The sequence below is a fragment of the Nostoc sp. CALU 546 genome, from assembly GCF_048836525.1.
The window spans coordinates 63,720-86,558 of the sequence record NZ_JAWJTF010000015.1 but is presented as its reverse complement, the minus strand read 5'-3'; the positions used below and the strand labels follow the sequence as shown (position 1 = coordinate 86,558).

Annotated in this window: 19 protein-coding genes, 1 pseudogene and 1 riboswitch; of the genes and pseudogenes, 11 read left to right on the top strand and 9 right to left on the bottom strand. The window is 41.2% G+C overall.

Annotated elements, in window-relative coordinates:
- The first annotated feature begins 9 nt into the window (after window positions 1-9).
- The gene (locus tag RRG12_RS10395) at window positions 10-1,209 is read left to right on the top strand and encodes a PLP-dependent aminotransferase family protein (RefSeq protein ID WP_420759208.1); all 1,200 of its coding nucleotides are present in this window, start codon (window positions 10-12) and stop codon (window positions 1,207-1,209) included.
- 270 nt (window positions 1,210-1,479) lie between these two features.
- Here RRG12_RS10395 and RRG12_RS10390 read toward each other — a convergent pair whose 3' ends face one another.
- From RRG12_RS10390 to RRG12_RS10380, 3 genes are all read right to left on the bottom strand, one after another.
- The gene (locus tag RRG12_RS10390) at window positions 1,480-2,100 is read right to left on the bottom strand and encodes a J domain-containing protein (protein ID WP_069072493.1); all 621 of its coding nucleotides are present in this window, start codon (window positions 2,098-2,100) and stop codon (window positions 1,480-1,482) included.
- Window positions 2,101-2,397: 297 nt separating this feature from the next.
- Window positions 2,398-3,009, bottom strand: a complete 612-nt coding sequence (locus tag RRG12_RS10385; protein ID WP_069072492.1) for an ATP-dependent Clp protease proteolytic subunit — start codon at window positions 3,007-3,009, stop codon at window positions 2,398-2,400.
- A gap of 114 nt (window positions 3,010-3,123) precedes the next feature.
- A complete protein-coding gene (locus tag RRG12_RS10380; protein ID WP_069072491.1) occupies window positions 3,124-3,786 on the bottom strand; it encodes an ATP-dependent Clp protease proteolytic subunit in 663 nt (220 codons plus the stop codon).
- 238 nt (window positions 3,787-4,024) lie between these two features.
- Here RRG12_RS10380 and RRG12_RS10375 point away from each other — a divergent pair, with 238 nt between their 5' ends.
- The 5 genes and pseudogenes from RRG12_RS10375 (at window position 4,025) to RRG12_RS10355 (ending at window position 7,973) form a co-directional block, all read left to right on the top strand.
- A complete protein-coding gene (locus RRG12_RS10375) occupies window positions 4,025-5,281 on the top strand; it encodes a vWA domain-containing protein (protein WP_420759207.1) in 1,257 nt (418 codons plus the stop codon).
- A gap of 12 nt (window positions 5,282-5,293) precedes the next feature.
- Window positions 5,294-6,574, top strand: a complete 1,281-nt coding sequence (locus tag RRG12_RS10370) for a vWA domain-containing protein (protein WP_069072489.1) — start codon at window positions 5,294-5,296, stop codon at window positions 6,572-6,574.
- Window positions 6,575-6,714: 140 nt separating this feature from the next.
- Window positions 6,715-6,915, top strand: coding sequence for a hypothetical protein (locus RRG12_RS10365; protein ID WP_069072488.1), 201 nt, complete (start codon window positions 6,715-6,717; stop codon window positions 6,913-6,915).
- Window positions 6,906-7,307, top strand: a pseudogene (locus tag RRG12_RS10360) (type II toxin-antitoxin system VapC family toxin). Before RRG12_RS10365 ends, RRG12_RS10360 begins: the two are co-directional and overlap by 10 nt.
- Before the next feature lie 279 nt (window positions 7,308-7,586).
- Window positions 7,587-7,973 carry a VOC family protein gene (locus RRG12_RS10355; RefSeq protein WP_420759206.1) on the top strand — a complete coding sequence of 129 codons (387 nt, stop codon included), beginning with the start codon at window positions 7,587-7,589 and terminating at the stop codon, window positions 7,971-7,973.
- 7 nt (window positions 7,974-7,980) lie between these two features.
- On the opposite strand, the gene RRG12_RS10350 is transcribed toward RRG12_RS10355, so the two are convergent.
- The 4 genes from RRG12_RS10350 to RRG12_RS10335 all read right to left on the bottom strand — a co-directional run bounded on the left by RRG12_RS10350 (window position 7,981) and on the right by RRG12_RS10335 (window position 12,315).
- Complete coding sequence (locus RRG12_RS10350) at window positions 7,981-8,988, bottom strand: ABC transporter ATP-binding protein (protein WP_420759205.1); 1,008 nt, start codon at window positions 8,986-8,988, stop codon at window positions 7,981-7,983.
- Between the two features lie 72 nt (window positions 8,989-9,060).
- Window positions 9,061-10,143, bottom strand: a complete 1,083-nt coding sequence (locus tag RRG12_RS10345; protein ID WP_420759204.1) for an iron chelate uptake ABC transporter family permease subunit — start codon at window positions 10,141-10,143, stop codon at window positions 9,061-9,063.
- A 2-nt stretch (window positions 10,144-10,145) separates the two neighbouring features.
- Window positions 10,146-11,363 (bottom strand): ABC transporter substrate-binding protein, encoded by a 1,218-nt coding sequence (locus tag RRG12_RS10340; protein WP_420759203.1) that lies wholly within the window; start codon window positions 11,361-11,363, stop codon window positions 10,146-10,148.
- A 121-nt stretch (window positions 11,364-11,484) separates the two neighbouring features.
- Window positions 11,485-12,315 carry a (2Fe-2S) ferredoxin domain-containing protein gene (locus RRG12_RS10335; protein ID WP_420759202.1) on the bottom strand — a complete coding sequence of 277 codons (831 nt, stop codon included), beginning with the start codon at window positions 12,313-12,315 and terminating at the stop codon, window positions 11,485-11,487.
- A gap of 82 nt (window positions 12,316-12,397) precedes the next feature.
- On the opposite strand from RRG12_RS10335, the gene tnpC reads away from it, so the two are divergent.
- The gene (gene tnpC / locus RRG12_RS10330) at window positions 12,398-13,870 is read left to right on the top strand and encodes an IS66 family transposase (protein ID WP_420758317.1); all 1,473 of its coding nucleotides are present in this window, start codon (window positions 12,398-12,400) and stop codon (window positions 13,868-13,870) included.
- A gap of 77 nt (window positions 13,871-13,947) precedes the next feature.
- On the opposite strand, the gene RRG12_RS10325 is transcribed toward tnpC, so the two are convergent.
- Window positions 13,948-16,014 (bottom strand): TonB-dependent receptor plug domain-containing protein, encoded by a 2,067-nt coding sequence (locus RRG12_RS10325; RefSeq protein ID WP_420759225.1) that lies wholly within the window; start codon window positions 16,012-16,014, stop codon window positions 13,948-13,950.
- 368 nt (window positions 16,015-16,382) lie between these two features.
- A riboswitch (cobalamin riboswitch) is annotated at window positions 16,383-16,596 on the bottom strand.
- A gap of 784 nt (window positions 16,597-17,380) precedes the next feature.
- Here RRG12_RS10325 and rocD point away from each other — a divergent pair.
- The 4 genes from rocD to RRG12_RS10305 all read left to right on the top strand — a co-directional run bounded on the left by rocD (window position 17,381) and on the right by RRG12_RS10305 (window position 22,303).
- Window positions 17,381-18,631: an ornithine--oxo-acid transaminase gene (gene rocD, locus RRG12_RS10320; RefSeq protein WP_420759201.1), complete on the top strand. Its 1,251-nt coding sequence runs from the start codon at window positions 17,381-17,383 to the stop codon at window positions 18,629-18,631.
- Between the two features lie 250 nt (window positions 18,632-18,881).
- A complete protein-coding gene (locus RRG12_RS10315; protein ID WP_420759200.1) occupies window positions 18,882-19,925 on the top strand; it encodes a 1,9-bis(guanidino)-5-aza-nonane synthase in 1,044 nt (347 codons plus the stop codon).
- A 255-nt stretch (window positions 19,926-20,180) separates the two neighbouring features.
- A complete protein-coding gene (locus RRG12_RS10310; protein WP_420759199.1) occupies window positions 20,181-20,624 on the top strand; it encodes a hypothetical protein in 444 nt (147 codons plus the stop codon).
- Between the two features lie 305 nt (window positions 20,625-20,929).
- A complete protein-coding gene (locus RRG12_RS10305; RefSeq protein ID WP_420759198.1) occupies window positions 20,930-22,303 on the top strand; it encodes a caspase family protein in 1,374 nt (457 codons plus the stop codon).
- Here RRG12_RS10305 and RRG12_RS10300 read toward each other — a convergent pair.
- The gene (locus RRG12_RS10300) at window positions 22,282-22,821 is read right to left on the bottom strand and encodes an IS630 family transposase (protein WP_420758872.1); all 540 of its coding nucleotides are present in this window, start codon (window positions 22,819-22,821) and stop codon (window positions 22,282-22,284) included. The two genes, RRG12_RS10305 and RRG12_RS10300, sit on opposite strands and share 22 nt — an antisense overlap.
- Between the last annotated feature and the right edge of the window lie 18 nt (window positions 22,822-22,839).

Genomic DNA, 22,839 nt, shown 5'->3' with positions numbered 1-22,839 from the left:
TTGCCCTCTATGGCTCCCACCACCTCTACTTACCATATTACTGATTTATTCGCCGAACGAGCTAGAAACCTTGCACCACCAACTTACGGCACTGAGTTAAGCAAAATTATTACTGTTAGCTTTGCCTACGGTTTAGCTGATCCAATTCTCTTTCCCCACGCTGATTTGGCTGCTGCAAGTGCTGCTGTACTGGCAGAAGAGGCTCCGATCGCTCTCAATTACGGGCCACCTTCAGCCCAATTGTATGAACAAATTATCCTCCGCTTGCAGGCTAAAGGAATCGCTGCCGATCGCGATCGCCTGATCATTGGCTATGGTTCTGGTCAGATTTTGGGTTTGCTACCAGATGTATTTGTCGAACCTGGTGACGTAGTAATTGTGGAAGGACCAACCTTCTTGGGAGTGGTTAGTAGATTTGTCCATGCTGGCGCACGCGTAATTACCATTCCTGTGGATGAGTTGGGGATGGATGTGGACGTCTTAGAAGAAACTTTGAGCGATTTGAAGAAACAGGGCATTCGACCCCGGTTTATTTATACTATCCCCACCTTTCATAATCCTACAGGCACTACTATGCCGTTATTTCGCCGCCAAAAGCTGGTAGCACTGGCGGCAGAGTATGGCGTGTTGGTGGTAGAAGATGATGCTTACAGCGATTTGCGCTTCCAAGGGGAAGCTGTGTCTCCTTTGGCAACCATTGACAAGGAGGGGTGGGTTTTATACGTGAATACCTTTTCAAAAATTATTGCGCCTGGTATCCGACTGGGTTGGGCTTGTGGCGATCCAGCAATTATTGAGCGGCTGGCAATGTTCAAAAGTGAGGGGCCAGTGGGGCCATTTGTCAGCCATGTGGTCGCCCGCTACTGTGCTACAGGCAAACTAGATTATCACATTCAGGAGTTAATCGCTTGCTACAAGCATAAGTGCAATTTGTTGTTAGAAGCGATCGCTCACGAGTTTCCCAGTGATGTAGTTGCTTTGCGACCAGATGGGGGCTTTTTCGTTTGGTGTAAATTGCCACCAGACATCAGCGCCACAGCACTCCTAAACACTGCCAACGAACATGGCATCAGCTTTCTGTCAGGTACGCGTTGCTATGCCAATGGACAGGGAGATGATGCCATCAGGTTAGCTTTTAGTTTTCAAACAACGGAGAAGATTGTTGAGGGAATTGCTGTTTTGGGAGCAGTGTTGCGCGGATGGCGGTAATTCTTCAGGAGGCAGGAGGCAGGAGGCAGGAGGCAGGAGGCAGGAGGCAAGAAGCAGGAGGCAGGAGGCAAGAGGCAGGAGGCAGGAGGCAGGAGGCAGATAGCGCAGCATTAGCGAGTTCACAGTCCGCGTACTCTTACAGAAAAGCAAGCTACGTGCAGCGTCTCCTAGAGAGCGTCGGGCAGTCTTACTCCTGCCTCCTGCCCGACGCTCGCGGACTCGCTAACGCTGCGCTATCTGCCTCCAACATCCTCGATAAATTTTGTAAACTTAAAAAATTTGTTCTAAGCGTTGGAAATCGCGCTGGACTTCATACCAGAGAGTTTTATTATGAGGGTCTGTCTTCAAAGCTTTTTTGAGATAAATTCTGGCTTTGAGCAGTTGTTTTTCGGAAATTAGCGCCCGTCCCCAAATTTGATAGACGATCGCTAGCCATTGCCGAACTTCTGCATCTGTTGACAACCGATCTGCTAAAGCTTCCGCCAGTGCGATCGCTTGCGGAAATCGTCTTTCTTGCAAAAACCGCTGCAACTGCTCATAAGTCTTCCACTTTAGCCGTTCTTCTATTTCCAACAGATTCGGCGGCTTTGGTTTCCCTGATTCTTGGCTTGTCACCGTTGTTACTGGTGTTTTCTGCCGCTGCGTTGCCTTGGTGTCATTACGCGCGGTTGACACATGACTTGAATGGGCAACAGTTTCCTCTGGCAGTACTACCGTCAGCAGGAGTTTGTAAGCCTCTGTCAAGGCAATAAACTTATCTTTGGCTTTGTTGTCATCTGGGTTGATATCGGGGTGATATTGCTGCGCCAGTCGCCGATAAGACGCTTTGATGTCAGCAAAAGAAGCTCCCGATCTTAAACCTAGTAAACGGTAGCAATCTCCAAGATCCATCTTGAGCTATGAGCTATCGAATATCGAGATAAGGGCTAACAGCTATGAGCTTTAAGCCTGAACTATTAATAATAAGGGCTAATTTGCTATTTTAAAGTTCAATGTTGACAGTTTGTTTAAAGAAGGGCATTGGGCATGGGGCATTGGGAATGGGGCATGGGTAAGAAGGGTAAAGGGGAATGGGTAAGGGGGAAAGGGTTTATTTCTTCATCCTTTACCCTTTACCCTTTACCCTTTAACCTTTTCCCCTCTCTTGTTGCTTCCCCTGCTCCTCTGCCCCTCTGCTCCTCTGCCTTCCTATTCCCCAGTTATTACCGAGGTTCGGTCTTCAATTACACGGTCAATTAAACCGTATTCCTTAGCCTCTTGAGCAGACATGAAAAAGTCACGATCCATATCTTTTTCAATTTTTTCTATGGTCTGACCGGTTTTATCAGCATAAATGCCATTAAGCTGGTGACGAATCCGCAGAATCTCTTTAGCTTCAATTTCGATATCGGTTGCTTGTCCACGGGTGCCACCAGATGGCTGGTGAATCATAATCCGTGAGTGAGGCAATGCTAACCGTTTGCCTTTTGTGCCAGCTGCTAGCAAAAAAGACCCCATTGAAGCAGCTAAACCGACGCAAATAGTCACTACATCTGATTTGATATGTTGCATGGTGTCAAAAATAGCCATGCCAGATGTAACCATTCCACCGGGAGAATTGATGTATATATAAATATCTTTACCTGGATCATCTGAGTCCAGATACAGCATTACGGCGATAATTTGATTGGCAATTTCATCATCAATATCTCGCCCCAAGAATATAATCCGTTCTCGGTAAAGGCGATCGTAGATACTAATCCAATCTGTATATTGTCCACCGGGCATCCGGTAAGGAACTTTAGGAACGCCTATAGGCATAATTTACTCCGTTCTTAATAATTTGGGGGCGGTAGGAGAGTTAGGAATAACTCATAACTCCTGTACAGACGGGATTAATCGCGTCTCTACTCAGCACTCAGCACTCAGCACTCACTAAAGGACACTGGCAGGAAGTGGGGGATTGGCGAGTTCTTCTTTCTCAAAAACTCGGTCAATCAGTCCGTATTCCTTCGCTTCGTAAGGTGTTAGGTATAACAGCCGATCCATATCTTTAGTAATTTTTTCTGGAGGCTGTCCAGTAGTGCGATGCAAGATATCAACTAAGGCTCCTTTATTTACCAAAACTTCCCTAGCGCGAATTTGAATATCCGTTGCTTGACCTTGGGCGTAGCTCTTGGGCTGATGCAGGATAATCGAGGAGTGAGGCAAACTGGCGCGGCAGCCTTTTGTACCAGCACTGAGAAGCATCGCTGCCATACCCATCGCGGAACCGACGCAGATGGTGTGGATAGGAGGCTTGATATATTTCATGGTGTCAAAGATGGCAAAGGCTTCGGTTTCAAAGCCAATAGGTTCGCCACTGTAACCGGAAGTGCCGGTGGAGTTGATATAGATTTTAATCGGTTTTTCGGGGTCGTCGGATTGCAAAAATAGCAATTCGGCCACGATTAATTCCGTGACAGCAGGCACCAGTGGCATCCCAATATAGACAATTCGCTCCTTCAATAAGAGGGAAGGTAAATCTGGCGGTGGTGTCCGGTAAAAGTTATCGCCGTAATATGGGGCTTGAACAGCCTTAATTGGGGAAATGTCCATAGCAACTGATCGCCTGAAACTATGCCGTTAACTGTAATACATCCTAGCGCGATGCACGCCTCCCTCAAGGTGCGGATTTCTCCCTAATGCTGAAGGCGGCTTCGCATCTGCCAATGCTTGGCTTCTAAGATATTCTGATTATATTAGTGTATTTATGTTGGATAGGTTTTCCGTAGAGCTAAAGTAGTGCTTTGAAGTTATTTATTAATATGTATATCCTGAATAGGGACTCTGAGTTATGAAGGTTAATTTGCAGCCTGCCTTGAATGATGGTAATTTGGACGCGAATCAACTGAATAGTCAACGTCAGTTGGGAATTTCGATTTCGGCGATCGCAGAGACTCAAGACCGCCATGTACCCCTAAATTTATGCTTAATTCTCGATCATAGTGGTTCGATGAACGGGCGATCGCTAGAAACGGTCAAAAAAGCAGCGAATCGTCTGGTAGATAGACTCAATCCTGGCGATCGCCTCAGTGTTGTAGTTTTCGATCACCGTGCCAAAGTCTTAGTACCTAGTCAAAGTGTCGAAGATCCAGAGAAAATCAAACAGCAAATTAATCGCCTCAATGCCGATGGTGGAACTGCGATTGATGAAGGATTGCGTTTGGGGATTGAGGAGTTGGCAAAGGGCAAAAAAGATACTGTTTCTCAAGCTTTCCTCTTAACCGATGGGGAAAATGAACACGGTGATAACAACCGCTGTTTGAAATTTGCCCAATTGGCTGCTAGTTATAATTTGACTTTAAACACTTTGGGATTTGGTGACAATTGGAACCAAGATGTTTTAGAAAAAATTGCTGATGCTGGTTTAGGTACTTTATCTTATATTCAAAAACCCGAACAGGCAGTGGAAGAGTTTAATCGCCTGTTTAGCCGGATTCAAACGGTGGGATTGACTAATGCTTATCTGCTATTCTCCCTAATGCCCCATGTCCGGCTAGCGGAACTCAAACCCATCGCCCAAGTTTCCCCAGACACAATTGAGTTACCACTGCAACAAGAAGCTGATGGACGTTTTGCTGTGCGGTTGGGAGATTTAATGAAAGATGCAGAACGGGTAATTTTAGCTAATATTTATTTGGGACAATTGCCAGCAGGTGAACAAGCGATCGCTAATGTGCAAGTCCGCTACGATGATCCAGCCGCCAACAAGGTAGGTTTATTGACAGCAAATATCCCAGTTTATGCCCATGTCGTGAAAAATTACCAAGCAGACCTTAATCCCCAGGTGCAACAGTCTATTTTGGCATTAGCTAAGTACCGCCAAACCCAGCTAGCCGAGACGAAATTGCAACAAGGCGATCGCTCTGGTGCGGCGACGATGTTACAAACGGCTGCGAAAACTGCGCTGCAAATGGGAGATACTGGGGCGGCGACGGTGTTGCAAACTTCTGCCACCCAGCTACAAGCTGGCGGAGATTTATCTGAAAGCGATCGCAAGAAAACCAGAATTGTCTCGAAAACAGTTTTGCAAGATACCCCTCCCCAGTAAACTCAGGTTTAGATGAAAGTTAAATTGCTCTCGGCGTTAAATGACAATAATGTTGATGTGGCTCAAACAAGTAGCCAACGTCAACTAGCAATGACGATTTTTGCGATCGCTGGTGAGTCCGATCAAAATCTGCCCCTTAACCTCTGCTTGATTCTGGATAGAAGTGGTTCTATGCATGGACAACCGATAAAAACGGTGATCCAAGCAGTGGAAGGATTAATTGATCGGTTGAAAGTAGGCGATCGCATTTCAGTTGTGGCTTTTTCCGGTTCTGCGGAAGTCATTATCCCTAACCAAGCGATTCAAGACCCCGAAAGCATCAAATCTCAAATCAAAAGCAAACTGACTGCTAGCGGCGGCACTGCGATCGCTGAGGGTTTGGAATTAGGCATTACAGAATTGATGAAGGGGACAAGAGGCGCTGTTTCCCAAGCATTTCTGCTGACAGATGGGCATGGTGAAAGCGGTTTGCGAATTTGGAAATGGGACATTGGGCGAGATGACAATAAGCGCTGTCTGAAACTGGCGCAAAAGGCTGCCAAGCTGAACCTAACTATTAATACTTTCGGATTTGGCAATAGCTGGAATCAGGATTTGCTAGAAAAAATTGCTGATGTCGGTGGTGGGACTCTAGCTCATATTGAACGTCCTGAACAGGCTGTGAATCAATTTAGCCGACTGTTTGGACGGATTCAATCGATTGGACTAACTAACGCCTACTTGCTGTTATCTTTAGTGCCAAATGTCCGATTAGCAGAATTGAAACCCATTGCCCAAGTTGCCCCAGACACAATCGAGTTACCAGTGGAACCCGAAGCTGATGGTAGCTTTGCTGTACGTTTGGGAGATTTGATGCAGGATGTAGAACGAGTAGTTTTGGCGAACATTTATCTGGGACAATTGCCAGAAGGGAAACAAGTGATCGGGCATCTGCAAATTCGTTATGATGACCCATTAGTAAACGAACAAGGCTTACTTTCGCCCTTGATGCCGGTGTATGCAGATGTAGTGCGGGCGTATCAACCGACTTCTAATCCGCAGGTACAACAGTCTATTTTGGCATTAGCAAAGTATCGTCAAACCCAGTTAGCCGAAGCGAAATTGCAACAAGGCGATCGCACTGGTGCAGCAACGATGTTGCAAACAGCAGCCAAAACCGCTTTACAAATCGGAGATAAAGGTGCAGCGACAGTGTTGCAAACTTCCGCCACTCGCCTGCAAGCTGGGGAAGAACTTTCGGAAGCAGACTTGAAGAAAACTAGGATTGTATCAAAGACTGTTTTACAGGAATAGTAATTCAGCGTTGCTGATTAACGCGATGAAAGTTTCCCGCCAAAGCGCAAGCGAGAAAAAATATTTTATTCCTCAATTGAGCAACAAAGTAGTCGCATATTCCTAACTTATTGATTAACAACCAGTGAAGAGTTTGACTTATGTTGATCCAGAAGATTGTCCAAGAATTGCAAGACATCCCTGAAGACAAACTAGCAGAAATTTATGACCTAATTCACTACTTTCGGCTAGGTTTAAGTCAAGAACGTACACAACCCCGCACCCCTGGTTTATTAAAAGGACAACTCGGCGATGCTTTCTTTGAACCATTGCCAGAAGATGAACTTCAGCAATGGGAATGAGCTACCTCATCGACACCCATATCCTGCTGTGGTGGCTCTTTGACGACCTAAAACTCCACACTGACTGCCGAGACATCATTCGCAACCCAGATCATCGGATTATTGTCAGCAGTGCTTCTGCTTGGGAAATTGCCACCAAATAACGGATGGGTAAACTACCCGAAGCCAAACAACTTGTTGAACAATATTCACAGATATTGCATCAGGCTAAATTTATCGAACTTGTCATCACCACAGCCCATGCGCTCAGAGCAGGAAGCCTACCGATCGCCCACCGAGATCCCTTTGATCGCATGATCATGGCTCAGGCTGAACTCGAAAATTTACTTGTCATCACTTACGACAAAGCCTTCCAGACTGGACTGATTCAGGTAATTCCTGACCTCAAGTAAAGCCAAGTATCGCCAAACCCAGTTAGCCGAGGCGGATCGCACTGGTGCAGCCACGATGCTACAAACGGCTGCTAAAACTGCTTTACAAATTGGAGATAAAGGGGCGATCGTCCAAGTAGGACGATACAAAAAAGATTAGCACTTTGCTAAAGCCCTTTTCTTGCTAAGACTAGCAAAACTCTGCTAAAAGTGCTAAAGGTAAATGATTAGTAGTAGCGTGTCAAGGCTAAAATGTAATGCACTATTTTAATTGCCACGCCAGTAGCTTGAGAATTACACATGAAAACCACTGGCATTCATCATGTAGCTATTATTTGTTCTGACTATAATCGCTCCAAAAAGTTTTATGTCGAAACTTTAGGCTTTTCGATCATTGAAGAGACTTTTCGCACCGAGAGAAATTCGTATAAATTAGATTTACGAGTTGGAGAAAATGCTCAAATAGAGCTATTCTCTTTCCCAAATCCTCCAGAACGACCTAGTAAACCAGAAGCTTGTGGTTTAAGACATCTTGCTTTTCAAGTTGATGATGTTGAAGAAACTGTTTTTTATTTAAAATCAAAAGGAGTAGAAGTAGAAAATATCAGAGTTGATGAAAATACAAGTAAAAAATTTACTTTCTTTAAAGACCCAGATAATTTGCCATTAGAGATTTATGAAAATTAAGCTTCAATTATAAATAATTCAAAAACTTAATCAGTTCGTACAATGAATGATAAGTATGTACAGTTTGGCTGTTTGTGATTTTCCACAAAATTTGTTTGGATTGTGTTATCACTTCTACTGATAAGGCCTTTTTATTTTGATTAACTTGGAAGCCTGCACGTTTGAAAGCACGAATAGTCCATACAGACGCGATACCCTCACCTATCAAACTAATTTCTCCTTTGTGGGATGTATGGAGATTAAATTCCCCAGAAGCAACATCAAATTCTACACCTTCACTCTCGAAAGTATCAGCAAATGCACCACTCAACACCAAATCTTCCGGTGCGCCAACGTGTAAAATCCCATTAGTTGATAATAGCCAAACTTTATCAGCAAGACGCAAAGCTAAATCTAAATCGTGGGTAGAAAGGAGAATAGCCTGATTAGTTTCCCGCGCTAACTGACGCAACAACTGCATAATTTCCACCCGTCGCGGTAAATCTAAAAATGCTGTTGGCTCATCAAGTAACATTACAATAGGCGACTGAGCCAAAGCCCGCGCAATCATAATTTTTTGGCGTTCACCATCACTTAATTCGCTAACTTGGCGCTGTGCTAAGTGTACTGCTCCTACAGATTTTATTGCCCAATGTACTATTGTTTCATCTTCAGATGTCAAATTTCCCCACCAATCAGTGTAAGGATATCGCCCCATACTCACCAAGGTGTAGGCTGAAAGCATTCCGACATCAACTTTCTCAGTGAGTACCAAACTCAGCCGTTTGGCTAATTCTTGTGGTGCTAACTTGTAAATATTTTCCTCCAAGAGTCGCACTTCCCCCTCAATAGGGGGTTGCATTCCGGCGAGCGATCGCAGTAATGTAGATTTACCTGCACCATTGGGGCCAAGTAAGCAAACCAGTTCCCCAGCTTGCAGAGATACAGAAATATCCGATGCAACACACCGAACAGTTTTTCGGGATGTTTTATAACCAATAGTCAAGTTATGAGTTGTTAAAATCGAGTTACTCATGAGAAACTTCACCTTAAAAAGACTCTGCGTTACTCCGCGCGTACCTCCGCGTACCTCTGCGTTTCAAAAATCTTAAAAAGACTTTTGGGAATTACGCCGCAGAATTACCCAACTAACAACAGGAGTTCCAATCAAAGCAGTAACAGCATTTAAAGGTAAAACCATCTGATTTACCGCAAGTTGAGAAAACAAATCTGCAAACAATGCTAAGATTGCACCCATCATTGTTACACTAGGAATTAATATCCGATGGTCGGAAGTATTAAAAAGACTACGACAAAGATGAGGAATTGCTACACCTAAAAATGCTATAGGGCCACAAAAAGCGGTAATTGCTCCAGCTAATATAGATGCACTGGTAATAATAGAAAATCTGGTTTTCTGCACCGTTAAACCTAAACTACGTGCATAAGATTCACCAAGTAAAAGTGCATTCAAGGATTTTGATTGCAAAACTGCTCCCAATAAACTCAAAAGTATCACTGGAATTAAAACAACTAACTGTTTCCAAGTCACCCCAGCAAAACTCCCAAAAGTCCACATGATATAACTTTGAATGCGTTCTTTTGAGCTAAACTGCAACAAAATACTAACAATTGCACTAGTAGCATAGCCAAACAATAAACCTAAAATTAGTAACGTCATCGTATCTTGCACTCGGCGAGAAACAACTAACATCATTCCTAAAACTGATGCTGCGCCAAGACTTGCTGCTATCACTAAACCAAAATCGCTAATTATTCCCAAATCTGCTAATAATGTTGGTGTCGTAGCACTTGCTGTCAACACAACTAACGCTACACCTAAACTTGCACCAGAACTAATTCCCAATACAAAAGGCCCCGCTAAGGGATTTTTAAATAGGGTTTGCATTTGTAAGCCACTCACACCTAAAGCCGCACCCGCTAAAGTTGCAGTTAAAGCTTTAGGTAGGCGAAATTTGAGAATAATATGAGTCCATGTTACTTTTTCTGGTTCAAGTCCTAGCAAAATTTTGACTATTTCATCCAGAGGAATATCAACTGAACCCAAAGCCAAGTTTAATAAAAAAGCCAAGATTAAACTTACAAGTATAATTAGAAAAATAATGGTTTTGAAAACCGGATTTTTTTGGGTTAGTAGAGGAATTTTAAATTTATGTTTTTCGTTTAACATTATTAATTAATTTTGTGGTAATAAAATAGTTTATGGTTAGGTAATATCTCTGGATGTAGTATTTGAATCAAGTCAGATAAAACCATATCTGGGTTACTAATTCCGCTTTCCCAGTAATCATTACCTCCACTTTCATTCACACGGGCATTATTATTGTAAAGATTGCCTGTTTTCACAGCCTTAAAATCAGCATAGCGATTATCTTCAGCGACTAAATCCTTTAAATTCTTCCAAGATTGACTAAAATTCAACCAGTAATCAGCATTGGCTGCACGTTCTAAAACAACTTCAAAAGATAAAGGTAAACTACCAGAGGATTTATCATCACTCCAGAGATAATTTGCTCCTGCATCAGCCAGATATTTGGCTACGTAACTTTTACCCCCAGGCATATACCAAGTACCTTTAAAATTGAACCCAACAAATATAGTTGGACGATTTTTTACAGCTTTAGCTTTTTGAGCTACTTGTTCATATTTATTGGCAATTTCACTAAATATTTTTTCTGCTTGCTCATCTTTATTAAAAAACAGAGCCGTAAATTTTAACCATTCGCTTCTTCCCAGTGGTGTGTCTTCCATATATTCAGAATTTATCCCCACTTTCAAACCCGCCTCTGTGAGTTTGGCATAACTATCAGTTTGGGAATTTCCAGTACCAAAAGTTGTCACCAAGTCAGGATTTAATTCTAATAATTTTTCTATATTCACATTAGAATTATTCCCTACTTGTGCTATCTTTTTGGCTTTGATTTTCTCGACTACATCAGGAGTATTGACTTGTTTAGTATTACTAATACCAATCAGTTTATCAACTACACCTAATTTCGCTAGGTGGGGTAAATGAGTAGTAGATAGAGAAACTATGGAGTTAATAGGAACTGTAATTACCTGCGCTTGATTAAATCCTTTTGGCGTGGGAGTTCCACATTGGACTAAAACATATTCAAATTTTGTGTTAACATTTTGCCAAGGATTTTTTATAGTGACGATTTTGTAGTGTTTATGATACTCCACTGCCAAGCCTGTGGCATGAATAATCTTGATTTTATTAGGGAAGTAATCAGTATTGGGGTCATATTTTTGAATACAGCCGTTATTATTGGTATTTGTAGAGGTGTTAATTGGTGTAATATGGCAAGCAATAATTAAAGTGGCAATTAAGAAGAATTGGCATAAAAAAATAATGGGTTTTGAGTGAGTAAGTTTTACCAATTTCATGGGGTTTTAGGAAAGATAATTTTGCTCACGCAAAGGCGCAGAGAGTTAGAGAGGAATAGAAAATAAGATGAACTAAATAAAATCTGTTTTATGTCTTCGCGTGAGATTTTAAAAATAGAAGTTATACGGAATCTGGTAGATAGCAATGTTCAATAACTTTGTTACCTTTTAGCAAATGTTCATTGACAATAGTTTCAGCTACGCTTGAGTTAACGCGAGTGTACCAAGTTCTATCATCAGAATAAAATACTACTGGCCCTTGTTGGCAAACTTCCAAACAGCCAGATGTTCTCACTTCTATGTCTAAACTGGCATTTTCAACTGCTGATTTTAAAGCATCAAATGTGGGTTGCCATTTGCGTGAAGGAAGACAACGAGTAGAAGTACAAACTGAAATATAAGAATGCTTCAGAGGATTTTTGGTAAACGGGATTGGTTGAATACCCAATACATAAATATCTCTTAATTCCTGATACAAAGCTAACTGTGATAAATCAGGTTTACCTTCTGGTAATAAATTTTCACCATCAACGAAAGGATTCGGTAATAAAATCGTCATCAATTGTTCATCTGCACCATTCCAAAATTGAATTCCCCAACTTCTGGGATTCCCTTCTGTATTAAACCGACGATAAAAAGCTGCACGACTAACTTGACGCTGCTTCCTGACTTCTACAGGGGTTCTACAAAGAGGCCCACCAAAATTAGTATCAATACACAAATGTAAATGCCAACCTTCAGTAGCTACCGTCAAATATCCATCGTAGAGAATACAAAGTTTTGGCGCAGCATTAAATTCTAATTCCAAAACACTACCTTGGACAATATGTCCCACCCCTACCTGTTGCCAATTTTGCTCAAATAAAGTGTAAAGTAACGATGACAAAACATCACTTCCACAATCAAAATATTCATACTCAATTGTTCCACCTGTAGGCAACGCCTCAGTCACAACTTGATTTACTGGTGTAACCGTAAGGATTCAGGTGCTGGGGTATTGACAAGTGTGGTAGGGGAAGCAGAATATAGCAATTATGGAAAAAGACCTGCCACTAAAACTAGACATTGAAACCCTAAAACAGTTGGAGAAAGAGCAACTGGTAGAGATGCTTATGGAGCAGGCAAAAGCTATAGAACAGCTAAAATCCAGAGTAATAGAACTAGAATCTGTAATAGAGAAACTCAAAGTTAGTAGAGACTTAGACAGCACAATATCATCAAAACCACCGTCGGCAGACATCCTCAAAAAAACCGAGAAAAAACTTGAAGATGAACCAGAGGAGAGTGAAAGGCCAAAACGGAAACCAGGAGGACAGCCAGGACATCCGGGAAAAACGAGAAAGGGTTTTGGGAGAGTAGATAGGTTTGAGATATTAAGACCGCAAGTGTGTTTTTGTTGTGGTCAAAAGGAATTCAGTAACAAACCAATAAAAATAGAAACCCAGCAAGTAGCACAGTTGGTAGAAAGACCCATCGAAATCGTAGAATATCAAAGACATACCTGTATTTGTAGCGAGTGTGGGTCAACACAAACAGCAGACTGGTCGCCAGAAATAGTACCGGGACAAGATATAGGAATCAGACTGCAAGCTTTCTTGGGATGGATAAATAATTACGGGCATTTACCATACGAAAAACAACAAGAATTGTTGTGGGAACTAGGACAAATAGAAATTGGCGTGGGAACATTAGTAGCCACGAATGAACGAATAGATGGTGCAGTAGCTCAAAGTATTGATAGTCTCAAAGAATGGATTAAACTTACCCAGCCAAATATCCATGTGGATGAAACACCTTGGTTAGTCAAAGGTGTAAAAGAATGGTTATGGATTTTTGCCAATACCGACTTCGCTTTATTTCATGCGGCTGATACTCGTTCTCGTGCTGAATTAGAATCTATTCTAGGCTCAAGCTATGAGGGTGTACTCAGTTCTGATGACTTTAGTGCCTACAATGGTTATAAGGTCATTGCTCAACAGAAATGTCAAGCACATTTACGCCGTCACTTCAAGAAACTAATCAAGATTCCTGGCTTGAATAACAAAGAGATTGGGTCAGCATTTGTCAGCCTGATAGATGAAGGTTTTAAAAACTATGCTCTCTTCCAACAAACTAAAAACATTGATGAGTTCTGGAGTTGGGCATCCGAGTTCAAACTAAAAGTTGAATCTTCCATTCATTCATGGATTGATAAAGCTGGAGGAGAAGCAGGTAAACTTTTACGCTCCTTACGTAATAAAGCTCATCAATGGTGGTATTTTTTAGACCACCCGGACATCCCGCCTGATAATAATTTAGCTGAACGAACATTACGTTTAGCAGTCACAAAACGAAAAGTCAGTGGTGGTTCTCGTTCTCTGAAGCGATTCCAAGATACTGCTAATTTATTGACTGTTATACAAACTTGTCGCCGTCAAGGACGCTCTGTTATTGACTTTTTTGACCAAGCTATCAAAGCGATGGTTAACTCTTCTGTGCAGACCCCTTCTTTAATTCCTCTCGTTTAGACCTGAATCCTTACGTGTAACCAAACAATTAAATTCACTCATATTCTACTCTCCTTTGCGTGAAAAAACTCTTAACCTTAAAACCTAGAACTCAACCCAACCTGAAAAACCCTCCCCCCATCAGGAAAACCCGGAAACAACTGATAACGCTGGTTAAAGATATTATCTACACTACTTGTCAGTATCAAACTATCATTTAAAGGGACGCGCATTTTGAAATCTAAAGTAGTATAACCAGACAAAAACTCTGTATTATCGTTATTCGTTGGATACCCATTCAAAGAATTCATGAGCAATCCTAAATACCAACCTTGAGGATTTTCATAAGAAACACCCAAATTTAGTTTATCCGCACCTGCAAAACGCAACTCCTTATCAACTTCCGCCGGATTAGAACTTTCTAAAATTCGCGGATCATTAGCTGTATAATTAGAAAAAGCATAGATATTCTTCGCTAGCTGCAAATTCAGAGAGGCTTCAATTCCTGTAGTTCTAACTAGTCCGATATTTTCAAAAGTACCTGTATTGCCATTCACGGGTGGTGTCAATCGCTTAAAAGCAATTGTATCGGATACTGTGTTACTAAAGAACGTCAAACGTAATAAGCCTATATTACCTAACTTTTGGTCAATGCCAATATCAAAACTATCACCCTTTTCGGGTTTAAGTTCAGGGTTTCCAATATTAGTAGGATTATTGTTAAATAAATTAGCAATGGTTGGCGCTCGGAAGTTTCTGATATAGTTAGCTCTGAGTGTTGTGGAGTCAGAGATTGCTAATTTTGTACCTACAGATGGTGATGTAAATGAACCATTTACCAAGCTACTGAAATCTTGGTGTACTCCTAAATTGATACTCAAGCTAGAAGTAAAATTATTTTCATATTTGGCGAAAATGCCTCCTTGACTAATACTGTCATCGTAATTTTCTCTATTGACATTACTGCCATAATTAAAAGTGGTATTACGCACATTTACATTCCGGTAATCAAAGCCGTAAACCAAAATCTGATTTTTGGTCAGATTCCAACTATGTGTGGTTTGAATACCGTAAGAAACTTGGTTAGAATCAAACCGATTTTGAGATGAAAGTGCGCCACTACGATTATCAAAACGAGTATTGAGAAAATCAGTATAAACTCTGGCTGTTAAAAGTGAATCATTTCCATTCCCTAATTTGGAATTCCAGGTTAAATCAGTGAGAACTTGGTCTGTGTATTTACGATTATTGTCGGTGAGAGAATTGAAAAAACCTTGCCCAAATTGGGGTTCAGGAATTGCTACTCCTCCTGGTACTCCCTGTTCTTTGCTTAAGTATAGGCTTGAGAGACTTAAGGTATTACGTGTTCCTAAATCTGCCTCTAGTTTGACATTAAAGTTGTTAAACAGAGCATCATTATTTGTTCTCGTTCCCGTAAAATTGGCTTCAGGAATTGTAAAAGGATAATTATTTTCTGCTTGGGTACGGTTGTAACCTACAACCCAATAAATTGCACCTGCTTTCCCACTATTTTGAATATTTTGTTGGTTTAGTCCATAAGTACCAATATTCACCTTGGCTTCTGTTGTAACTTTCTCTGTGGGACGACGAGTGACAATATTAATTACCCCTCCTATTGCATCAGAACCATAAAGAGTTGAACCTCCTCCTGGTAACACTTCAACTCTTTCGATATTATTGGTAGTGAATTCTGAGAGGTCAAAACCCCCGCCACCAAGATTATTAATCGGTCTACCATCAAGCAATATTAATACTTGACCGGTATTAGAACCACGAATAAATTGACCACTTAAAGCGTTAACTTCTGTGCCAACTGTACCATCACCTAAGATACCAGGAAGAAATCGCAGTGCTTCTTTGACAGTTCTTGCACCTTGCGCTTCCATTTCTTCACCCGTAATTACGTAAACAGGACGGGTGGAATCTTTCACTGTCCCTTCGCGGCGAAAGGGTGAAAATACAGGTTCATTCAATAGCTTGTCGATGACTGTTAATTCAATATCTGGTTCTTCTGTGGATGCTGGAGTATTTTCAGGTGTTACTTGTGCAACTGGTTGTAAGTCTCTTGCAGAACCTTCATACTTGGGAAACTCAGATATTTGTGGAACTTGATTAGCGATCGCTACATTTCCTCCACCGACCATCCCATAAATTGCGGTAAAAACGAAGATTTTTGAGAAAAATTCACAACAAGTAACTATACGGGAAGTGGACATGAAACTCCTCGTTTTCAGTAAATGCAGGTATTTATTTGTGCTGTTGAATTTCTAAGATTTAGGGTTACAATGCATTGCCATACCTAAATCATGGTGGATACTATTTTGATAGCAAAAAAGACTTTGTGGTATTCCTTATGGATACCCAAATTCCTATAGGACAACCAAAAATTAAGTGTCGTTACTAACAGCGAAGCGAATTAGTAAAACTTGCAGAGGGTACTGTCTTAAAACAATATTTGTACCCATGAAATTCTTTAATAAAATGTATCATCTGTGCCTCGCAGATAAATGTTTTGTGTCTAGAGTGAGTCGGCGGGCATTCTGGCTCATACAATTTTGGATTTTGAATTTTCGATTTTGGATTATTGGGTAGCTTCCCAATCCAAAATCTAAAATCTAAAATCTAAAATCGGTTTACAGCTGCGGGACAGCGCCGGATTTACACCGAACTTTCCCCCTTGCGTCTGATGGCTGCTCCCCATCAGAACCGACAGTTATGTGTCACATTACCATAGTTACTGTCTATATGTAAATTCATTTGGTAATAATCGGTGAGAGGTTGAGATAATTTTATTTTTGCCAATTATAAATTGTGCTGGAAATTTAGGAAAAACGCAGGTATTAAGTCAACTTTTGTGCTGAATTTATGCGGCAAAAATGAATAATGTATATCAAGATTAAGCCTAGACTACGCCTACTGTAAGCATCGCCTACTCAAAAGCTGCAATTTTGTTATCCCCCTCCCCAGCATTGATCGGCTAAGAATTTAATGATACTTTAGATAAGATTGCAGTAAAAAATAGCTTTTTTGACTATCTATAAAACATTTCATATAAGTATCAAGTTGTTGTCATAAAACCATACAAAGACATAATTACTGTCGAAAACGTCATATTTTAAACTATCGGTTATTATGCTAGTAAAATTTTACATTTAGACAGAGTGGGCAACTGGTTTTCTTCACTAATGAAGTAGGCAAAAGATGTCCTACACAAGTTGCGTGTCTGAAAGATGAGCAAATAGCTGGTCAATAATTACTGGCTATTTTACATATTTAGAGAAAATCAATCAGCACTACACAATAGCGATTGTCTTTGATATGACTGACTGATTTTAGCAGTAAAGTCTTTACTTTCATGTCAATAGCACCCTGGAATTGGGAACTATAAAAGTAAGAACAAAGCTAGATTTTTCAATTTATACTCATACCTGTGAAATGTCTTATTCCACTAGTAGTCTTTCAGATGTTTTCTAGTTTGATTTCAAACCCTCAAAGCTATCAGGAGTAAATATGCAAGCAACAAACGTAACTCTGGGAATTCCCAACCTCAATACTATGAATACCCAGGATTATATTGAACTAGAACAGCAATATGGGGCTGATAATTATCATCCTTTAGATGTAGTCATCACCAAAGGAGAAGGTGTGTGGATATGGGATATAGAAGGTAAAAAATACCTAGATTTTCTTTCAGCTTATTCAGCATTAAATCAAGGTCATTGTCATCCCAAAATTCTTGCAGCCATGATTGAGCAAGCCGAGAAAGTTACACTAACTTCCAGGGCTTTTCGTAATGACCAGTTAGGAAGATTTTATGAGAAACTTTCTCAAATTTCTGGTTTACCCAAAGTGCTACCCATGAATTCGGGAGCCGAAGCTGTAGAAACTGCTATTAAAGCCATTCGTAAATGGGCTTATAAGGTAAAAGGTGTACCAGAAAATCAAGCAGAAATTATTGTTTGTAGTAATAATTTTTCTGGACGCACTATTAGTTTGATTAGCTTCTCTACAGAAGAACAATATCAAGATGGATTTGGGCCTTTGACGACTGGGTTTAAAGTTATCCCTTTTGGTGATGCTGAGGCTTTAGAAAAAGCGATTACTCCTAACACTGCGGCATTTTTGGTAGAACCAATTCAGGGGGAGGGAGGTATTATTGTTCCTCCCAATGGGTTTTTAAAGCAAGCAGAACAAATCTGTCGTCATCATAATGTCTTATTGGTTTTTGATGAAATTCAAACTGGCTTGGGAAGAACAGGTAAAATGTTTGCCCATCAATATGAGAATGTTAAGCCAGATGGCATAACTGTAGGTAAAGCTTTATCTGGTGGATTTTATCCCATTTCTGCGTTTATTTCGACAGAGGAAGTGATGGGTGTATTTCAACCAGGAGATCATGGTAGTACCTTTGGCGGAAATCCTTTAGCTGCTGCTATTGGAATTGCAGCACTGGATGTTCTTATAGAAGAAAAGTTGCCAGAAAAAGCCTTACAACTGGGAGAATATTTTCTAGATAAATTACAATCAATTGAAAGTTCATATATTAAGGAAGTGCGTGGTAAAGGCTTATTAATTGGCATGGAATTGCACGCCGAAGCGGGTGGTGCTAGACGTTTTTGTAAAGCCTTAGCCAAAGAGGGATTATTAGCCAAAGAAACTAGAGATAATGTCATTCGTTTTGCTCCACCCTTGGTTATTTCCCAATATGAAATAGATTGGGCGTTGGAGAAAATTGAGCTAGTTTTGACAACCACTTGTTAGTTTGGCGTAAATTGAGTATGATGGGTTACTTGTAGTGTTTAAAAAGTCGTTAGTAGCAAAATTGAACAATCGTTTCATCCAATTCATGAGTATCTGGGAATTGCACGTCAAGTTAAATAAAAGACGGCAATCTGATCCTGGTTTGTCCTGGTACGACCACTGCGAAGCGCCTAGTACGTTGGCAAGACTTGCCTTGTAGTCGCTGTGCAGACCGTATAACTTTTATTTTCAATAAAAAGGACAATCTACCATGAATCGTGAAGAACTTTTGCAACAAACTGTGCAACCAATTGACATTAAAGATTTTGATGTTGTTGGCTTAGTGGAAGCTATGGGTAAGACAGCTTTCCAAGGTCGAAATTTGGGGCGGGCAGCAAAAATTTATGACGCAATGCTGCAAGATAAAGAATGTACGATTATTCTGTGTTTAGCTGGGTCTTTGTTTAGTGCTGGACTCAAGGGAATAGTCCACGATTTAATTACTCACAATATGGTAGATGCGATTGTATCTACTGGCGCTAACATTGTTGACCAAGATTTCTTTGAAGCGTTGGGTTATCGTCATTATGTTGGCGACGCCTTTGCTGATGATGAGGTGCTAAGACAGCAAAGGATAGACCGCATATATGACACCTACATTGATGAAGATCAACTGCGGGTGTGTGACATGACGATCGCAGAAATCGCCGAGAATTTAGAGAAGCGTCCCTATTCTTCACGGGAATTTATTGAGCAGATGGCGGTTTATTTAGAACGTCGGGGTAACTATGGTCAATCTGTAGTGCAAGCCGCTTATCAACACCTTGTACCAATCTTTGTCCCCGCTTTTAGTGACTGTTCGGCTGGCTTTGGCTTAGTGCATCACCAATGGAATTCTCCAGAATCTCATTTAACCATTGACTCGGTGCGAGACTTTCGGGAGTTGACGCAGTGCAAACTAGCTTCCAACTACACTGGATTGGTAATGATTGGTGGTGGTGTACCAAAAAACTTCGCCCAGGATACGGTGGTAGCTGCGGAAATGCTGGGATTTGATACGAGTATGCACAAGTATACAATTCAAGTCACTGTCGCCGATGAGCGAGATGGTGCTCTATCTGGTTCTACTCTCAAAGAAGCTCATTCTTGGGGGAAGGTAGATAAAGCTACTGAACAAATGGTGTTTTCTGAGGCGACTGTGGCATTCCCGTTAATTGCGGGGTATGCGTATCATAAGGGGAACTGGCGCGATCGCCAACCACATCATTTAGCTGAGTTATTTACTAGACCTCAACCCAAGGTAGCAACTGTGTAGAGATTTTTAGGGGGCTTTCTTTGCCCCCTAAAATTGCTATACAGATTGCTGTTTCCCTAACTAGCTATGATTTTATTTTGAATTCCCTATCTGTCGCAAACATTTTTTGAATTGGTATTACCCAAAAACACAGAAGCAAAACCGGGAATATATGGGAGTAGAGAGATTAATTAATCAGTACTATTGCTGAATAAAATTAGTAGTATTTTTAGCTATAATATCTCTGTAATTAAGATAGAACTTAGATATTAAAATATGACTAATTTACTTAGGTTGTTGACAATTTCATCTTTGTTACTGTCTACGGGTTTGCCATCTTTTGCCACCAATAAATCCTTCGTAACTGAGAAACATTTCCAAGGTGATGTGGAGCCAAAAAATTGCCCTCTCCAAAAAAGGAAAAAAGGTAGTTTTATATATAATCTTTGCCAAGTTAAGGGTAAGCCAATATCTTTATATATCCAAAGTGTTGAAGCATCTGATGGCAATGAAAATGGCGCTCTGGATGTTGCTGTATTAACATACAAAAATGGACAATTAATTCACGTTAGTGCTGAAGATTTTCACAGATATGGTTTCCGCAATCAAAAATTAGTTGCAGCTTGGCATCTAGATAATACCATTGAAAATGTATCATCATCTCAATATCGCGCCATAGAAAAGCGTTTTGTAACAGAGTCTTTACCAAAAATTAAATGAATTGGTACAGAAGAAAGTTTAAAAAAAGTTACACAAGAAATATGCAATTTGTCCAATGATTTTGCTGAGTTTTTTGCAAATACTCAACCAAGTTTCTCAACACAGCTGGAACAAACTCCGCGCTATAAATTTTCTCCACAAGCATCAGTTTATACAGCTTGCCTGCTTCCAACAGCCACTCACGCGGACATAAAACCAACTTAGTTTAGTTTCATATCCTTCCCTACGGGACGCCAAAGGCGAACGGGATATTGCTACAATCCAATCTATGATCCTACTTAACTCAACTGTGTTAAATCATCCTCATGAGTCGAGATGCGTTGGTAGTGGGAATTAATCAGTATCCTTTCTTAAAAGATACTCCAACAAGCAAAGCGAAACATCTTTTTACCCCTGCTAACGATGCCGAAGCGATCGCGCAACGTTTAGAAGAATATGGTGATTTTCGCGTGCGGCGACTGCCAGAAACGATTCAGGGTCAACAGCGTCGAGTCACATCTGATGGTTTGGTCAAACATGAGACTTTGGAAGATGCGATCATCCAGTTATTCAACCCAGTAGGCGAAAATATTCCAGAAACAGCGCTGTTATATTTTATCGGTCATGGTTTACGCAAAAATCGCGGCGGGGTAACTGAAGGTTTTTTGTGTACCAGCGATGTTGATCCCCGAAAGAATCAGTGGGGTGTTTCCCTGCGATGGTTGCGAGAACTGTTGCAAAAAAGTCCCGTCAAGCAGCAAATCGTCTGGCTGGACTGCTGCTACAGTGGAGAACTATTCAATTTTGTAGAAGCAGATTTGGGGACATCGCTTCAAGAACAGACGCGGTTTTTAATTGCTGCATCAAGAGAATTTGAACCTGCTGAGGAAGATATTCAAAGGAAACATGGGGTATTTTCCAAAGCACTTTGGCAAGGACTTGATCCCAGACAACAGCCAGATGGTTTAGTCAACAATGACAAATTAATTGAGTATATTGCCCAAACCCTCAAGGATATTCCCCAGCAGCCAATTTGGTATAACCCCAACCGGGAAATTATGCTCACTGGTGAACGAGAAGACGTTCTCATTCACATCCCAGATGGAGTTTGTCCTTACAAAGGGTTACGCTTTTTTGATGTTGAAGATGCTACCTATTTTTATGGGCGGGAAGTATTGACCCAAAAGCTGATTCAGCACGTTCAAGTGGGTAAAGGAAATTTTTTGGCCGTGTTGGGCGTATCGGGGAGTGGTAAATCTTCCTTACTGCGGGCGGGGTTGATTTACCAGTTACAGCAACAGCGCAGATTACCAGGGACAGAGGAATGGAAAATTCGGATTTTTAGCCCAGGAGAGCAACCTTTGGTGAGTTTGGCAACGGCATTTCTGGATGAGTCAGCCACAGATATGCAGCGTGCAGAACAGCTAAAAGTAGCAGATGAGGCGATCGCACAAGGAGAAACGGGGCTAGCACGATTAATTAAAGCATCGCGATCGCCGCGCATCTTACTAATTGTCGATCAGTTTGAAGAGATTTTTACCGTTTGTCAGAGCCACAGCGATCGACAGCAGTTTATTTTTAGTTTATTGGGGGCGCTCAAACAAACAGGAGATAAACTCTGCATAATATTTGCTATGCGTGATGATTTCTTAGGTAAGTGTGCTGCATATAGCGGTTATCAGTCTTCTGAAGTACAGTAGCAACAGTGAGTAAACCAACCGAGTAAATTCTCTATCGTCACTTCTGCGAATGCCGTATCTAATGCCTGGAGTAAATCAGTGTATGTCCTTGCACCGATACGACGGAGAATGTTCTTAATCTTAGACCAACAATTCTCAATCGGTGAAAAATCGGGAGAGTAGGGGGGGAGATAAATGAGGCTCGCGCCAGCAGCGATGATCAAAGCTTCAAGTTCATCACTTTTATGGATCGAGCAGTTATCCATTAGAACGACTGCACCAGTCCAAAGCTGAGGTACGAGCTTTTGAGAGATGAAGGCATCAAAGGTCAAGGCATCGATAGAACCTAAACCACTCCACTGGGTCAGCAGTCCTTTTAAGCTAATGGCACCAATTACCGAGACATTTTTCCCTTTACGGTTGGGCTTTTGAGCATAAGCTCGTAGCCCTGGTAAGGCGCGGGCACATTTGCGGATGAAGGACAGATTCACCCCCGATTCATCTAAGAAAATCAGATTTTCCACCGGTATCCCCCTCAAGAGTTTCCAGTACTCAAA